At 74.4% G+C, this 13,241-nt stretch carries 18 protein-coding genes; 6 read left to right on the top strand and 12 right to left on the bottom strand.

The genetic code is table 11. The annotated features are described in order from the left end of the window. Window positions 1–235 precede the first annotated feature (235 nt). Both ACIP98_RS06160 and ltaE read right to left on the bottom strand, forming a co-directional pair. Complete coding sequence (locus ACIP98_RS06160; RefSeq protein ID WP_319660747.1) at window positions 236–883, bottom strand: L,D-transpeptidase family protein; 648 nt, start codon at window positions 881–883, stop codon at window positions 236–238. Between the two features lie 169 nt (window positions 884–1,052). After that, window positions 1,053–2,144, bottom strand: coding sequence for a low-specificity L-threonine aldolase (ltaE, locus tag ACIP98_RS06155; protein ID WP_319660637.1), 1,092 nt, complete (start codon window positions 2,142–2,144; stop codon window positions 1,053–1,055). 219 nt (window positions 2,145–2,363) lie between these two features. On the opposite strand from ltaE, the gene ACIP98_RS06150 reads away from it, so the two are divergent. Next, on the top strand, window positions 2,364–3,314 hold the full coding sequence (locus ACIP98_RS06150) for an EamA family transporter (RefSeq protein WP_319660636.1): 951 nt from the start codon (window positions 2,364–2,366) through the stop codon (window positions 3,312–3,314). Between the two features lie 50 nt (window positions 3,315–3,364). Here the strand turns inward: ACIP98_RS06150 and ACIP98_RS06145 are convergent, their stop codons facing one another. The 3 genes from ACIP98_RS06145 to ACIP98_RS06135 form a co-directional block, all read right to left on the bottom strand. Beyond that, window positions 3,365–4,150 carry a hypothetical protein gene (locus tag ACIP98_RS06145; protein WP_319660635.1) on the bottom strand — a complete coding sequence of 262 codons (786 nt, stop codon included), beginning with the start codon at window positions 4,148–4,150 and terminating at the stop codon, window positions 3,365–3,367. Window positions 4,151–4,226: 76 nt separating this feature from the next. Then, window positions 4,227–4,418 carry a hypothetical protein gene (locus ACIP98_RS06140; RefSeq protein ID WP_319660634.1) on the bottom strand — a complete coding sequence of 64 codons (192 nt, stop codon included), beginning with the start codon at window positions 4,416–4,418 and terminating at the stop codon, window positions 4,227–4,229. 38 nt (window positions 4,419–4,456) lie between these two features. Continuing rightward, entirely contained in the window at window positions 4,457–5,149 is a 693-nt protein-coding gene (locus tag ACIP98_RS06135; protein WP_319660633.1) for a hypothetical protein, read from the bottom strand. A gap of 95 nt (window positions 5,150–5,244) precedes the next feature. On the opposite strand from ACIP98_RS06135, the gene ACIP98_RS06130 reads away from it, so the two are divergent. Further along, window positions 5,245–6,219: a hypothetical protein gene (locus ACIP98_RS06130; protein ID WP_401973956.1), complete on the top strand. Its 975-nt coding sequence runs from the start codon at window positions 5,245–5,247 to the stop codon at window positions 6,217–6,219. Here ACIP98_RS06130 and ACIP98_RS06125 read toward each other — a convergent pair. Both ACIP98_RS06125 and ACIP98_RS06120 read right to left on the bottom strand, forming a co-directional pair. Further along, window positions 6,192–6,407 (bottom strand): hypothetical protein, encoded by a 216-nt coding sequence (locus ACIP98_RS06125; protein ID WP_319660631.1) that lies wholly within the window; start codon window positions 6,405–6,407, stop codon window positions 6,192–6,194. The two genes, ACIP98_RS06130 and ACIP98_RS06125, sit on opposite strands and share 28 nt — an antisense overlap. A 114-nt stretch (window positions 6,408–6,521) precedes the next feature. Beyond that, window positions 6,522–6,731, bottom strand: coding sequence for a hypothetical protein (locus ACIP98_RS06120; RefSeq protein ID WP_319660630.1), 210 nt, complete (start codon window positions 6,729–6,731; stop codon window positions 6,522–6,524). Window positions 6,732–6,898: 167 nt separating this feature from the next. Between ACIP98_RS06120 and ACIP98_RS06115 the strand changes: the two genes are divergently transcribed. Continuing rightward, window positions 6,899–7,933 (top strand): GTP-binding protein, encoded by a 1,035-nt coding sequence (locus ACIP98_RS06115; protein ID WP_319660629.1) that lies wholly within the window; start codon window positions 6,899–6,901, stop codon window positions 7,931–7,933. Here ACIP98_RS06115 and ACIP98_RS06110 read toward each other — a convergent pair. The 3 genes from ACIP98_RS06110 to ACIP98_RS06100 are packed head-to-tail and all read right to left on the bottom strand — an operon-like array spanning window position 7,918 to window position 10,059. Further along, complete coding sequence (locus ACIP98_RS06110) at window positions 7,918–8,379, bottom strand: hypothetical protein (RefSeq protein WP_319660628.1); 462 nt, start codon at window positions 8,377–8,379, stop codon at window positions 7,918–7,920. The genes ACIP98_RS06115 and ACIP98_RS06110 overlap by 16 nt on opposite strands. A 37-nt stretch (window positions 8,380–8,416) precedes the next feature. Further along, window positions 8,417–9,037, bottom strand: coding sequence for a hypothetical protein (locus ACIP98_RS06105; protein WP_401973954.1), 621 nt, complete (start codon window positions 9,035–9,037; stop codon window positions 8,417–8,419). A gap of 59 nt (window positions 9,038–9,096) precedes the next feature. Continuing rightward, the gene (locus ACIP98_RS06100; protein ID WP_319660626.1) at window positions 9,097–10,059 is read right to left on the bottom strand and encodes a helix-turn-helix domain-containing protein; all 963 of its coding nucleotides are present in this window, start codon (window positions 10,057–10,059) and stop codon (window positions 9,097–9,099) included. A 136-nt stretch (window positions 10,060–10,195) separates the two neighbouring features. Here ACIP98_RS06100 and ACIP98_RS06095 point away from each other — a divergent pair, with 136 nt between their 5' ends. From ACIP98_RS06095 to ACIP98_RS06085, 3 genes are all read left to right on the top strand, one after another. After that, window positions 10,196–10,492, top strand: a complete 297-nt coding sequence (locus tag ACIP98_RS06095) for an antibiotic biosynthesis monooxygenase (protein ID WP_319660625.1) — start codon at window positions 10,196–10,198, stop codon at window positions 10,490–10,492. Between the two features lie 4 nt (window positions 10,493–10,496). Continuing rightward, a complete protein-coding gene (locus ACIP98_RS06090) occupies window positions 10,497–10,805 on the top strand; it encodes a DUF4326 domain-containing protein (protein WP_319660624.1) in 309 nt (102 codons plus the stop codon). Window positions 10,806–10,955: 150 nt separating this feature from the next. Beyond that, window positions 10,956–11,594, top strand: coding sequence for an HD domain-containing protein (locus tag ACIP98_RS06085; RefSeq protein ID WP_319660623.1), 639 nt, complete (start codon window positions 10,956–10,958; stop codon window positions 11,592–11,594). A gap of 18 nt (window positions 11,595–11,612) precedes the next feature. Here ACIP98_RS06085 and ACIP98_RS06080 read toward each other — a convergent pair whose 3' ends face one another. Beyond that, window positions 11,613–12,629 carry a GlxA family transcriptional regulator gene (locus ACIP98_RS06080; protein WP_319660622.1) on the bottom strand — a complete coding sequence of 339 codons (1,017 nt, stop codon included), beginning with the start codon at window positions 12,627–12,629 and terminating at the stop codon, window positions 11,613–11,615. 101 nt (window positions 12,630–12,730) lie between these two features. After that, window positions 12,731–13,180, bottom strand: coding sequence for an ATP-binding protein (locus ACIP98_RS06075; protein WP_319660621.1), 450 nt, complete (start codon window positions 13,178–13,180; stop codon window positions 12,731–12,733). Window positions 13,181–13,241 lie beyond the last annotated feature (61 nt).

Here is a 13,241-nt window from a genome sequence, read left to right as displayed (position 1 = left end):
GCTCCGCATACTGATCCGTCGAGCAACGAGCCGCTACCGCTGGGACGCCCGACCCACCACCCGACGCCTCACATGATCCATTTGCCGGTCGGTCTTAGTTCACGTCGTGATTGAACTGCCGGGTCAAGAGCCCGTCAAGAGGTCTGGACCAAGAAGAACGGGCCCGCGCGGGAAACCCGCACGAGCCCGACCCGCGCCGCCGAGGTGCCCGGCGCGCGCCCCGGTCGTCCGCCGCTCAGGTGCCGGGCTTGCGCCCGTACACGTACACGTCGTCACCGGTCTTCAGCATGCTCCAGTACTTCTTCGCGTCCGCCGACCGCATGTTCACGCAGCCGTGCGAACCCGGCGGGGACCACACGCTCCCCGCGATCGAGTGGAACGCCTCGCCGCCGTCGAAGAACTGGCTGTACGGCATGGCGACGTGGTAGATCGTCGAGTAGTGGTTGATGTGCCGCCAGTAGATCTTCTTCAGGCCGGTCCGCGTCTCGTAACCGTTGCGGCCCGTCCGGACCGGCACCGGCCCGAACTTGAGGGTCTTGCCGTCCTGTATCCAGCTCAGCTGCCGGGTCAGGTCGACGCAGGCGATGCGGCCCTTGTTCGTGGGGCACTTGCCCGCCTTGTTCGGCGTGCGGCCGGCGGCCTTCTGGGCGTTCATGATCTTCATGACGCCCCAGGTCACCGGTCCCGCGTAGCCCGCGTTCGGGGAGATGCCGTTCTTCGTCTGGAAGGCGCGTATCGCGTTGCAGTCCGCCGAGGACTGCTTCCCGTCCACGGGCCGCCCGAGGAACTTCTCCACGTCCTTCTGGTACGGCCCCTTGCTCGCCGTGCACTTCGCTGCGGCGTGCGCCGTGCCGCCCCCCGCGACGACCGGAGTCACCGCCATCACGGCCACCGCGAGGGCCGCCCCCGCGCGCCGTCCCGCTGTCGCTCTCGCTCCCATGCTTCCCCTTCCCCGCCTGACCGCCGTGCGACGGCCTCACTCCCTAGGACATCCGGGAGCCGTGGGAGGTTGCGGCGACGGGACGGCGTACCGCAGCAACTCCGCGACGGGGTCAGCGGGTTGGGGACCACTCCAGTGCCTCGCGCACCGTGCGCACCGCCCGCTCCGTGTCCTCGCGGGTGATGTCCAGGTGGAACACGAACCGCAGCCGCCCCGGGTACGCGGCGCACAGCACCCCGCGCCGTGCGAGGCGGTTCCGCACCTCGTCGGCGGTCAGCCCCGGCCCGGGCTCGGCGAAGACCATGTTGGTCTGCGCGGGCTCGACCACCAGTCCCGGAACGTCCTTCAGCGCCTCCGCGAACAGCGCGGCGTGCGCGTGGTCGTCGGCCAGCCGCGGCACGTGGTGCTCCAGCGCGTGCAACGCCCCCGCCGCCAGGACACCGGCCTGCCGGGTCCCGCCGCCCAGCGCCTTGCGCCAGCGCAGGGCGCGCCCGATGAACTCCCGTGAGCCCAGCAGCGTGGAGCCGACCGGGGCGCCGAGGCCCTTGCTGAAGCAGACCGAGACGCTGTCGAAGTTCCCCGCGATCAGCCGCGCCTGCTCGAACGGGTCACCGCCCGCCGCCACCGCGGCGTTGAACAGCCGCGCCCCGTCCAGGTGGGTGGCCAGCCCGTGGTCCCGGGCGAGGCCGGTGGCCGCGCGCAGGTAGTCCAGCGCGACGGGCCGGCCGCCGATGGTGTTCTCCAGGCACAGCAGGCGGGTGCGCGGGAAGTGCGGGTCGTCCGGCTTGACCGCCGCCGCGATGTCCGCCGGGTCCAGGGTGCCGTCCGCGCGGTGCGGCAGCGGATTCGGCTGGATGCCGCCCAGCACGGCCGCGCCGCCGCCCTCCCACCGGTAGACGTGTGCCGACTGCCCGGCGATGTACTCGTCGCCGCGGCCGCAGTGGGTCAGCAGCGCGCACAGGTTGCTCTGCGTACCGGAGGAGACGAACAGCGCGGCCTCGAAGCCCAGGCGCTCGGCGATCCGCTCCTGCAGGGCGTTGACGGTGGGGTCCTCCCCGAAGACGTCGTCGCCCACCGGGGCGTCGGCCATCGCCCGGCGCATGGCCTCGCCGGGCCGGGTGACGGTGTCGCTGCGCAGGTCCAGGACACGGGCGGGGGCTTCGTCGCCGGCTCGGCTGACTTCTGTGGCATCGGTGATCGGCATGCACTCACCCTGCCACGCCCGCCTCGGCGGCCCGCGACCGGTACGATCGCCCGGGTGAAGCCCTACTGGCACGTCGTTCTGCCGCCGCTGTGCGCCTGACCGGGCGCACCCACTGACGGTTCCGACCCGCGCCCCCGGCAGGCCACGTGCCGCCCGGGGCCGCACCGGTGCGCCCGCTGCGAATCCGCATCTTCCGATTCGTGACGAAAGGCCACTCCTGTGCCGGATCTGTCTCCCGCGGCTCCCTCCACCCCCGAGCGCCCGCTCGCGGCCCGAGCGCCCGCCGGCCGTGCCCGGTTCCTCCACGGCGCCCTGCCCGTCCTGACCGCCGCACTGCTGTGGGGCACCACCGGGACCGCCGCCTCCTTCGCACCCGCCGGCGCGGCGCCCGCGTCGGTCGGCGGTGCGGGTCTCGTCCTCGGCGGCCTGCTCCTGCTGGCCGGCGCCCGGGGAGTCCCGGCGCTGCTGCGTTCCACCGGGCACGGCCGTCCGCCGCTGCTCGCCGTCGGCGCCCTCGCCGTCGCCGGATACCCGCTCGCGTTCTACCCGGCGGTCTCCAGGACGGGCGTCGCCGTCGCCACCGTGATCGCGCTCGGCAGCGCCCCGGTCCTCACCGGACTGCTGGCCTGGGCGGCGCGCCTCCACCGGCCGGGCCCGCGCTGGACGGCCGCCACCGCGACGGCGGTGCTCGGCTGCGCGCTGCTCGTCCTCGGCGGGGGCGGAGGTGCCCACACCCGCATCGATGGCGCGGGCGTCGCCCTCGCGGCCGTGGCCGGGCTGTCGTACGCCGTCTACTCACTGGTGGGCGCCCACCTCATCGGGGCCGGCCACGCCCCCGGCGCGGTGATGGGCGTCCTCTTCGGCGCTGCCGGAACCCTCACACTGCCGGCCGTCCTGGCGTCGGGGGCGACGACGTGGCTCCCGACCCCGCGCGGGGCGGCGGTCGTGCTGCACCTCGCGCTGCTCACCACGTTCCTCGCGTACCGCCTCTTCGGCCACGGCCTGCGCAGTACGACCGCTTCCGCGGCCACCACGCTCACGCTCGCCGAGCCCGCGGTCGCCGCTGTGCTCGGTGTCGCCGTGCTGGGAGAGCGCCTCGGCGCGCTGTCCTGGACGGGCCTCGCCGTGCTCGGCCTGGCCCTGGCGGCGCTGACCCGCGAGGACGGGTGAGCGCCGGGGGACCGGCCCGCGGGGCCCTGCGCCCGGGCGGTCCGTTGGGCTCAGGGGGAGTGCTGGAGCGGCTGCGGCCCGGCGTACAGCTCGGTGAAGGGATGGCACGACGCCGCGCCGCCCGCCTTCCGCGACAGCGGCAGCCACAGCGAGAGGTTCAGGCTCGTACGGTCGAAGACCTTGCGCGCGCCGAGTTCACCGGCGGCGCGGCCGGCCTCGGCGGCATCGAGGTGTTCCAGCGCGGCGAGGGCGTCGTGCACCGCCGCCCGGTCCGCCGTGGAGTCCGCCGCGCGCACGCGGAGCAGCCCGATCTGCCGTTCGCCCGGCTGGTGCAGCAGCCAGACGGCCGCCAGTCCCTGCCCGGCGGCCTCTTCGAGGACGGCCGGCCACGCGCGCTCCAGGACCCGTTCCGCGTGCTGGTGTCCCGGGCCGGACCACCGCTCCAGGCGGCTCACGTGATGCGTCGAGGCGAGCGGCGTGAGGTCGTGGGCGCCGACGACCCGCCAGGTGCGGCGGTCGAGGTGGCTGAAGAACGGCCGGTTCCAGAAGGTGACACCCGGCTCCAGTTCGAGCTGGTCGGTGAAGCGCACATAGGCGACGGCGTTCTCCCAGGTGTCGAAGAGATAGCGGCCGCCCACCTCGTTGACGCCGAGGTTCTCGTCCCTTCGCAGGGGCAGGTGTTTGTGGTGCATGCCGGGGCGGCCGTCCATCGCGGGACGGTCGCCCTCCGCGAGGCCGGCGATCTGCCGGACCGGCAGATCGCCGGGCAGGTCGAAGTCGGACGTGAAAGCGGCCTCGGCGGCGATCCGTCCGGTGGGGTAGTCGCGTACGTCCACGGGTGTCCTCTCGCGTCCCGCCCCCTGGCGGGACGCGAGAGCCGGCCCTGCGCGCGTCCCGGGTTGCCGCCGCGCCTCACTTCGGCGTCGGCGGCAGGTCGTCGTCCTCCACACGTTCGCCCTCCGCCTGTGACGGGGTGGTGTGGGGGACGTCGGGGTGGATTTCCATGGTGCTGCGCTCGGCGGGGTCGTACTCCCGCTCGCCCTCCGCCTGGGAGGGGGTCTGCAGATAGATGCGGGGATCGGTGTCGGAAGCTCTGGAGCTCACGGTGCTCCTCCTTCGCGTGATCCCTCCATCGTGCTCCTTCAGGCGCGGCGGGGCGAAACCAGCAGGAAGGAGGCCCGGCCGCCGCGGTCGCGGTGGAGCGTGCACTGCCAGCCGTGGGGCTCCAGCAGCGCCCGGCACCGCTCGAGTGCGGCCTCGGCGGGGTCGTCGCCGGGAGAGGGCCAGGAGACCTCGGCGACGCCGTCCTGCGCGGCGGCGGGGGCCACGGCGTAGCCGGGCCGCGCGGGGCGGCCGGAGTCGTCGCGGGCGGACGGCGGAAGACCGGCTGCCTCCAGGGCGAGGGCCACCGCGTGGACGAACCGGTCGCGTTCCCAGGGCGCCGGGCGGCCGGTGTCGCCGTCCTGCAGGACGCGCCGGATCTCCAGCAGGCCGGACCAGGCCGCCGCGACCTCGGCGGCGCGCGAGCCGGAAGCGGTCTGCCTGAGCGGACCGGGACCGCGGCCGTCGTCGGCGGTGAACCCGGACGCGTCGGCCTCCGCGCCGTGCGGTACGCCCGCCGGGCCGGCCGGCTCCGCGGCCGGGGGCTCGGTGCGGGCCAGTTCGGCGCGGACGCGCAGGCCCTCCGGGGTCAGGTAATGGCCGCCGGTGCGCCCGTACCGCACCGCGAGGCCCTGCTTGGCCAGCGCCGCGCAGGTCGCCTCCCGCGCGCCCAGCAGTCCGGTGTTCGCGTCGGACTCCAGGAGGGCTCTGCGCTGCGCGGCGGTCAGGGGCATGGAGCGCAGCCTATGTGCCCCGCACAGGGCCCCGGAATGCCCTACACTCGAAATTCGAGCAACTGTTCGAACAGCAGGGTGGAGGCGGCACGACCATGGTCGAACCGGAGCGGTACCAGAACCAGGACCCGGGGCCCTGCGTGCTCTACATCCGCTGCGGCGGAACGGACTCCGCGACCCTCGCCGCGCTGGCCGGACTGGTCGGCCAGTTCACCCCGATCGTGCGCGTCGAACGGCCGGACGCGGTCGTGGCCGACGTGCGCCCCGCGGTGGGCTTCTACGGCCTGCTGCCGGAACAGCTGGCCCTCATGATCAGCACCCGGGCCGCCGGCCTCTACGACGTCGCCCTGACGATCGGCGTCGCCGGCAGCCGCACGGTCGCGTACATCCTCGCCGGCCGCATCCGGGCCGTGGACGCCGATCCCGGCGCCGTCGCCGACTTCCTGCGCCCCCAGCCCGTCGCGGCCCTCCCCGGGATCACCGCGGACGCCGTGAGGGCACTGGTCGCGGCCGGGCTGGGCACCGTCGGCCGGGTGGCCGCCGCCCCGCTGCACGAGGTGAAGCGGATCCTCGGCGCGGGCCCGGGGCGGGCGGTGTGGGACCGTGCGCACGGTGTCGACGCGGGCCCCCTCGTCCCCGAGGCGCCGCCCGGCGCGCTCGCCGCCGACCGGCTCTTCACGGCCGACGCCACCGACCGGGGCGCGCTGAGCCGGGCCGTCATCGAACTCGGCCTCGGCCTCGGCGACCGGCTGCGCAGCACCGGCCGCACCGCGACCGGCCTCACCCTCACCGTCCGGCTGGGCGGCGGTTCCTCGGTCAGCCGCAGCCGTACCCTGCCCACCCCCACCTCGGACCCGGGCCGACTGGCCGAGGCCGCCTTCGCCATGCACGAGGCCCTCGGCGCGCACCAGGCCCCCGTCCGCGCGGTGGCGCTGCGCGCCGAGGGGCTGTCGGCCGCCGATGCCGTACCCGCCCGTCCCGTGCCGGCGGGCGCCGTACGGGGCCGCGCCGTGCTGCCGTCGACCCTCGCGGTGCATCCCGTTCAGGAGGAGCGCCGGATGTCCTCCTGAACCGCGGCCTCAAGGAGCGCGGCCATCAGCTCGCGGCCGTCCAGCGGCCGCGGCTGCGGGGACCGCCGGGCCCGCGCCATGTCCGCGAAGCACGGGTCGCAGACGGCCAGCGGAAGGTGCGGGATGCCGCAGTCGCGGACGGTGTCGTCCCCCCGCCCGCAGACATCGCAACGCCAAGATGCCGCCACATGTTCGATGGTGCCCCGTCGGGGCGCTTCGCAACAGGGCGCGACCGGCCCGCGACGCGACGTCAACCTCCGCCGCCCCGCGGGCCGTTGGTCCTCGCCGGGGTCCCGCCCGTCCTACTCGTCGCCGATCACCCGCAGGGTGTGCGCCCGCAGCGCGCACGCCACCATCCCGTCGGGGGTGTGCCGCAGTTGCGGCTCGGACGCCGGGTGATACCCAGAGATCAGGTCCACGATGCGGTAGGCGGTCTCCTCGTCCTCGGCGGCTATGCACACCAGCACCGTGCCGTTCCCTGTCCCGGGCGTGGCGTCCGTTCCCTGTGCCATGCGTCCCCTCCGTCCGTCTCGGTCCGTCGCCGTCACGGTGGACGCGTCGGAAGACTGCGGCGCCGGTGCCCCGGTTCTGCCGCGGCCGCCCGTTCACCCGCACGAAGCACCTCGTGGTGCGCGGGGCTTACGATGAGCGGCCGGCAGTCGTACCCGGAGAGGACACCTTGGCCAGGCAACGGATTCCGGTCGTCGTCCTCGCGGGATTCCTGGGCTCGGGGAAGACCACGCTCCTCAACCACCTGCTGCGCACCAGCGGCGGGACGCGCATCGGCGCGATCGTCAACGACTTCGGCAGCATCAACATCGACGCCCTGTCGGTGGCGGGCCAGGTGGACTCGATGGTCGCCCTCGACAACGGCTGCCTGTGCTGCGCGGTCGACGCCACCGAGATGGACGACATGCTCGCCCGGCTCGCCCGTCCCCAGGCCCGGATCGACGTCATCGTCATCGAGGCCAGCGGGCTCGCCGAACCCCAGGGCATGATCCGGCTGCTCCTCGCCAGCACGAACACCGCCATCACCTACGGCGGTCTCGTGGAGGTCGTCGACGCCGCGGAGTTCGAGGCGGTCCGGGCCCGCCATCCCGAACTCGACCGCCATGTGCGCGCGGCCGACCTCGTCGTCCTCAACAAGACCGACCGCGTGGACGCCGAGGCGCTCGGCCGGGTCCGCGGCACCCTCACCGGGCTCGCCCCGGACACCCCGCTGGTCGAGGCCGCCCACGGCCGCGTCGGACCCGACCTGCTCTTCGACCCGCGGCCGCGCCCGGTGGACGACGCGCCCGCGCGCCAGCTCTCCTTCGAGGAACTGTCGGCCGACCACGCCGACGGCGACCATGAAGGGCATCTCCACGCCGCCTACGAGAGCGTCGAGTTCACCTCCGAAGCGCCCCTGCATCCGCGCCGCCTGGCGGAGTTCCTCGACAGCCGCCCCGCCGGGCTGTTCCGCATGAAGGGCTTCGTCCGGTTCGCCGCGCCCGGCCACCCGCAGAAGTTCACCCTGCACGCCGTCGGCGGCTTCCTGCGCTTCACGTCCTCCGCCTGGGCCCGCGGGGAGTCCCGGGCCACCCGCCTCGTCATGATCGGCTCCGGCCTGGACGCGGACGGACTGCGCAAGGCGCTCGACGCCTGCGTCGCCGACCCGGCGGCCGCGGTCCCGGAGGACGCCATGCTCGGCATCCTGCGCTACGTGCGCCCTTGAGACGGTGGCCGCCGCAGCACCCCCCGGCAGGCCATGCGGGCGCACAGCGCGGCGCCCGTGAGCGGCAGGAGGGTGAGGAAGACCCCGGTCGCCCACGTCATGACGCTGTGATCGGTGGCTTCGAGGGTGCCCCACCAGGTGCGCACCACGCGTACCACCTGCCCCGGCTCGCCGGGGTACCGCACGATCACCGGATCGTGGGACGCGGCCGGAACCGAAGCCGTCCCGAGCAGCCGCCCCGTGCATTCCGTCGGCGCCCGCCCCCGCTCCCCGCTGCGCTTCTCGCATTCCACGAGCAGGACCCGCTCCTCCCGGCCCAACGCCCCGGACTCGAAAGCCCCATGGGCGGCCGTGAAGGCCGTCACCGCCAGCAGCAGCGCGGTGAGCAGCGACCACACAAGGCAGACGCCCTTCCCGCTGCCACGCCTGCGCCGCTTCGCGAGCACATCATCAGCGTAGGCCGTGCGCCCGTCCTCCCGCGGGTCAGAGGAACCCGACGACGAGCCGTACCCCGTCGTCCCCGAAGCGCCCCGCCATCGCCCGCATCACGGCGAAGACATGCGGCCAGTGCGACTCCTCGCCGAGCACGGCAGCGGCGGTCAGCGGTTCGTAGCGGCAGGTCCCCGTCGGGACCGCCCACTCGGTGGTCCGGTGCACCTCGTCGAGGCCCGGCGGGGGCGGCCCCGTGACGTCGCGGACGTCGGCGGGCCATTGGGCCGGCACCAGCCATTGGCCGAACGACGGAGGCCAGGTGTCCGACGTCCAGGTCAGCCGCCCCACGAAGTGGGCGGGAGCGGCAGTGGGGGACAGTCCGGCAAGCTCGGACCAGGTGACCCAGGTCGCGTCGTCCATTGCGCTGCCGTCCTCCTCACGCAGGGAGGACGCCAGACCGCTGGACAGGTCGTCGGGCAGGCCACGGCCGGTGGCGAGGGGCCGGAACCCGGCGGAGTTGCGCACGCCGAACAGCTGGCCGAAGGCCGCGTAGTCCTGTTCGTCGTAGAGCGGCCACAGATCCATGGCCTTGACCCAGGGCTCGCCGTCACAGCAGTCGGTGCCGGCGCGGGGGTGCCGGAACTCGATGCCGCCGTGGATGTCCGTGCTCATGGCGCGCACGGTAGCGACCGGACCGGTCCTGGCGCGACGGATTTGTACCGGGGCACGGGTCAGCGGCCGCGCAGGGCGCCGGCCGTGGTGCCCGCGCGTTCGCGCAGGAGGACGCGCAGGGTGTTGGCGTGCTCGTAGCCGACGCGGCGGGCGACGACCTCCACGGGGAGGTCGGTGGTGCGCAGGAGGTGCGAGGCCCGCTCCACCCGGAGGTCCTGGACGAAGCGGACAGGGGAGACGCCGAGCACGCGGCGCACCGCGCGCTGGAGCGTGCGTTCCCCGACACCGAGCGCCCGCGCGGCCTCGGCGATGCCGATCGGCCCGTCGAGCCGGTCCCGCACCCACTGCTCGAAGGCGGCCACGGTCGGGTCGCTGTGGGCCAGCGCGCTGGGGATGATGTACGCCGCCTGGGACGGCCGGTGGTCGACGACGAGGTAGCGGGCCACCAGGTCGGCCAGCGCCGGGCTGCTCATGCGGACGACGGCGAGGGCCAGGTCGACATGGCCGAAGGCGGCGCCCGCGGTGGTCACGCCCCCGCACGTGGTGACCATCCGGGTCTCGTCCACGGTGACGGCGGGGTAGCGCTGCCGGAAGACCGGCGCGAGCCACCAGCTGGTGGTCGCCCGCAGCCCGTCCAGGACGCCGGACTCGGCCAGCAGGAAGGTCCCCGTGCACGCCGAGGCGACCGGCCGGCCCTCCTGCCGGGTACGGGCCACCAGCCGCCGCACGGCGGCCGTCCCGTCTCCGGCCACCCGCTCCAGCAGGGCGTCCGGGCGGCGTTCCGCGAGCGCAGGGACCAGTAGCAGGTCCGCCCCGGCGGCCGCCGCGAACGGCGCCGCGGCGACGGTGTGCCCGGCGCCGGTGCGCACCCGGCGGCGGGAGCCGACGGTCGTCACGTTCCACTCCGGCGGGGGCTGGTGGGGCAGCTCCCCGCGCATGGCGTTGGCCGCCTGGAGCACGTCGAGGACCGCGGAGAGGCCCGAGTCGAAGACCCCGTCGTACGCCACCACGGCTATGTCCATGACGGGAATGCTATCGACCATGCCGGATCCGACACTGGGGGGAGGACTTCGGGCGCTCTAGCGTTCTCGGTGTCCGGAACAGCGGGAACAGCGCGAACAGCGGGAACATCGGGGACAACGGGAATCGGAGCATGTGATGACGGAGATCGGTCTGCCGGACCGCATCGGGGCCGGGCCCGAGCACGCGGGCGAGGTCGACACGATGCTGCGCGACGCCCCGGAGTTCGCGCGGGCGGAGGAGGGCGCCGTCACCTGGTTCTCGTTCCGCGGCTACGCCACCGTCTTCGGGGTCCTCGACTCCTTCGCGGACGAGACCGGCCGCACCCACCTCCAGGGGCGTATCGCCGCGGCGCTGAAAGAGGCGACCGGGACGACGCTCGCGTCCCCGCCCGGCATCCGCCGGGTCGGCGTGCTCGCGGCAGGGCTCCTCTGACGCCATGGCCGCAACCACGGTCGTCAATCTCAAGGGCCACCGCGGCGACCCCGACTACGCGGACGTCGTCTACGTCGGCCGCCCGGCCCACCGCGGCGGCTGGCACCTGCCGGGCTCCCCGCTGGCCAGCCCGTTCCGGCCGGGGCCGGACGGCACGCGCGAGGAGGTCCTGGAGATGTACCGGGACCACCTGCTGTCGCGCCCGGATCTGCTCGCGATGCTGCCCGGGCTGCGCGGCCGCCGTCTGGGCTGCTGGTGCGTGCCCGAGCCGTGCCATGCCCAGGTCATCGCGGAACTGGCCGACCGCGACTGACGGTTGGCGCGGGCGCGCCGGCGATGTCCCGATCCGTGGGTCACGTGTCCTCATGGACCCGGGCCGGCGCGTCCCGCGCGTCGCAGACTGGAGCTGTCGGTGCCCCGGCCCCCTGCCGGGGCGACACCACGAACCCCCTGGAGACACGCCATGGCCGAGATCATCGCGGACGTCGAGGTACCCGAGACCAAGCTGGTGCACGAGGCGACGGAGCTGGTGCGGGACGCGGCGTCGCCGGTCGTCTTCCACCACTCGCGCCGGGTCTTCTTCTGGGCCTCGATGCGCGGCCGCCTGCGCGGCTGGGACTACGACCCGGAACTGCTCTACGTCGGCGCGCTCTTCCACGACCTCGGGCTGACCGAGCGGTTCGCCCGGACGGACCAGCGCTTCGAGATCGACGGCGCCGACGAGGCCCGCCGCTTCCTGCTGGAGCACGGGGTCGCCGAGGACCGCGCCCGCTTGGTGTGGGAGGGGATCGCCCTGCACACCACGCCGGAGATCCCCTGGCACATGGCGCCGGAGATCGCCCTGGTCACCTCCGGGGTCGAGGTGGACGTGCTCGGCATCGGCTACGACGAGATCCCGGCGGAGCAGCGGGAGGCGGTCGTGGCCGTCCACCCGAGGCCGGACTTCAAGAACAACATCCTGAGGGAGTTCACCCACGGCATCGCGCCCCGCCCGGACACCACCTTCGGCAATGTCAAGGCCGACGTCCTGGAGCGGTTCGTGCCCGGCTACGTCCGCGGGAACTTCGTGGACACCATTCTGGAGTCGCCGTGGCCCGAGTGAGCTCCCGCGTACTCCCGCTCAACCCCGGTCGGCGAAGGCCCCGTTGGGGTGGGTGGTGCGGAAGCGCTCCCGGTACGCGCCCGGGCTGACGCCCAGCCTGCGGCGGAAGGCGCGCCGCATCGTCTCCTCCGACCGGAAGCCGCTGCGCCGGGCCACGGTGGACAGGGCCTCGTTGCCCGCCTCCAGCAGGGCCTGGGCGGCCTCCACACGGACGCGCTCCACGTACTCCGCGGCCGTGCCGCCGGTCTCGTTGCGGAACAGCCGGGTCAGGTGACGCGGCGACACCCCCGCCCGCCCGGCGAGCGCCGGCAGGCTGTGGTCGCCCACCGGGTCGGCGGCGACCTCGTCCAGCACGTCGCGCAGCACCGACCGCGCGGCGTGCCTCGACGACTGGCGCACGCTGAACTGCGACTGCCCGCCGGGCCGTGCCATGAAGACCACCAGGTACTTGGCCGCGGCGCGGGCGACCTCCGCCCCGTGGTCGGACTCCACGAGCGCCAGCGCCAGATCGATGCCGGCGGTGATCCCGGCCGAGGTGATGAAGCGGCCGTCGCGCACGAAGATGGCGTCGGCGTCCACCGTGATGCCGGGGTAGCGGGCCGCCAGATCGGCGGCGTGCCGCCAGTGCGTCGTGGCGCGACGTCCGTCCAGCAGCCCGGTCGCCGCCAGCGGGAACGCCCCGGCGCACACGGCGGCCACGGTGCGCGAGTGCTCCGCGAGCCGGGTGACGGCCTCGATGAGCGGGACGTCGGAGACCGCCGCCCACCAGTCCGACCGCCCGGGGACGACGAGGGTGTCCACGGCGAAGTCCACCGCGTCCAGCGCCATGTCGGGGACCAGCGGCAGCCCGGCCGTGCTGTTGACGGGCTTGCCGTCGAGGGAGGCCGTGTACGTGCGGTAGGCCGCGCCGTAGTCGTTGGCGGCGGTGTACACCTCCAGCGGCCCGGCGACGTCCATCAGCTGCACCCCGTCGAAGAGCACCACCAGGACGCGGTGCGGTGCCGTCGGGCCGGGGGACGTGGTGCCGGTGTTCACGCCGAATGCCTCTCCGTCGGTCGCTCCGGGCCGGCCGTGCCGGACCGCGGGGTCACGACCATCATCACCCGCGGCGGGTCGGCACCCCGCCGCGGCGGCCGTCACACGGGCTGGGCGGACCCGGCGGGCGTCACGGGCCGGTGGAGCGGCGCGAGGCAGCGGGTGGTCACCACCCGGTGGGTGTGCTCGTCGTCGTGGATGGCGGTCGAACCGGCGAGCCGTCGCACGATGTCCAGCCCCCGTCCGTGCTCGTCCGCCGGGGTTCCGTCGGCCGGCCCGTGCGGCTGCGACCGGCTGTCACCGGTGTCGGTCACGGTGATCACCAGCCCCCGCCCGCAGATGGTCAGCCGCACGGACATCTCGGCGCGGCCGTGCCGCGCCGCGTTGGCGGCGAGTTCGTCGACGATCAGCTCGGCGCAGTCCCGGTCCTCCGTGGCCAGTCCCCACATCACCAGCATCTCGGCGGTGAAGTGCCGGGCGGTGCTCACATAGGCGGGTTCGGCCGGCTGCACCAGTTCCGCCGATTGTGTGGAGAGGATGTCTGCGGACATGGCCCCGGCCCTTCAGCGATGAGATCCGCGCTCCCCATGACCGCGGGGAACCGCCGCCCAC

This window comes from Streptomyces sp. NPDC088354, assembly GCF_044753585.1.
Lineage (GTDB): Bacteria > Actinomycetota > Actinomycetes > Streptomycetales > Streptomycetaceae > Actinacidiphila.
The sequence above is the reverse complement of the archived record's forward strand: the minus strand, read 5'-3'. Positions and strand labels throughout refer to the sequence as shown.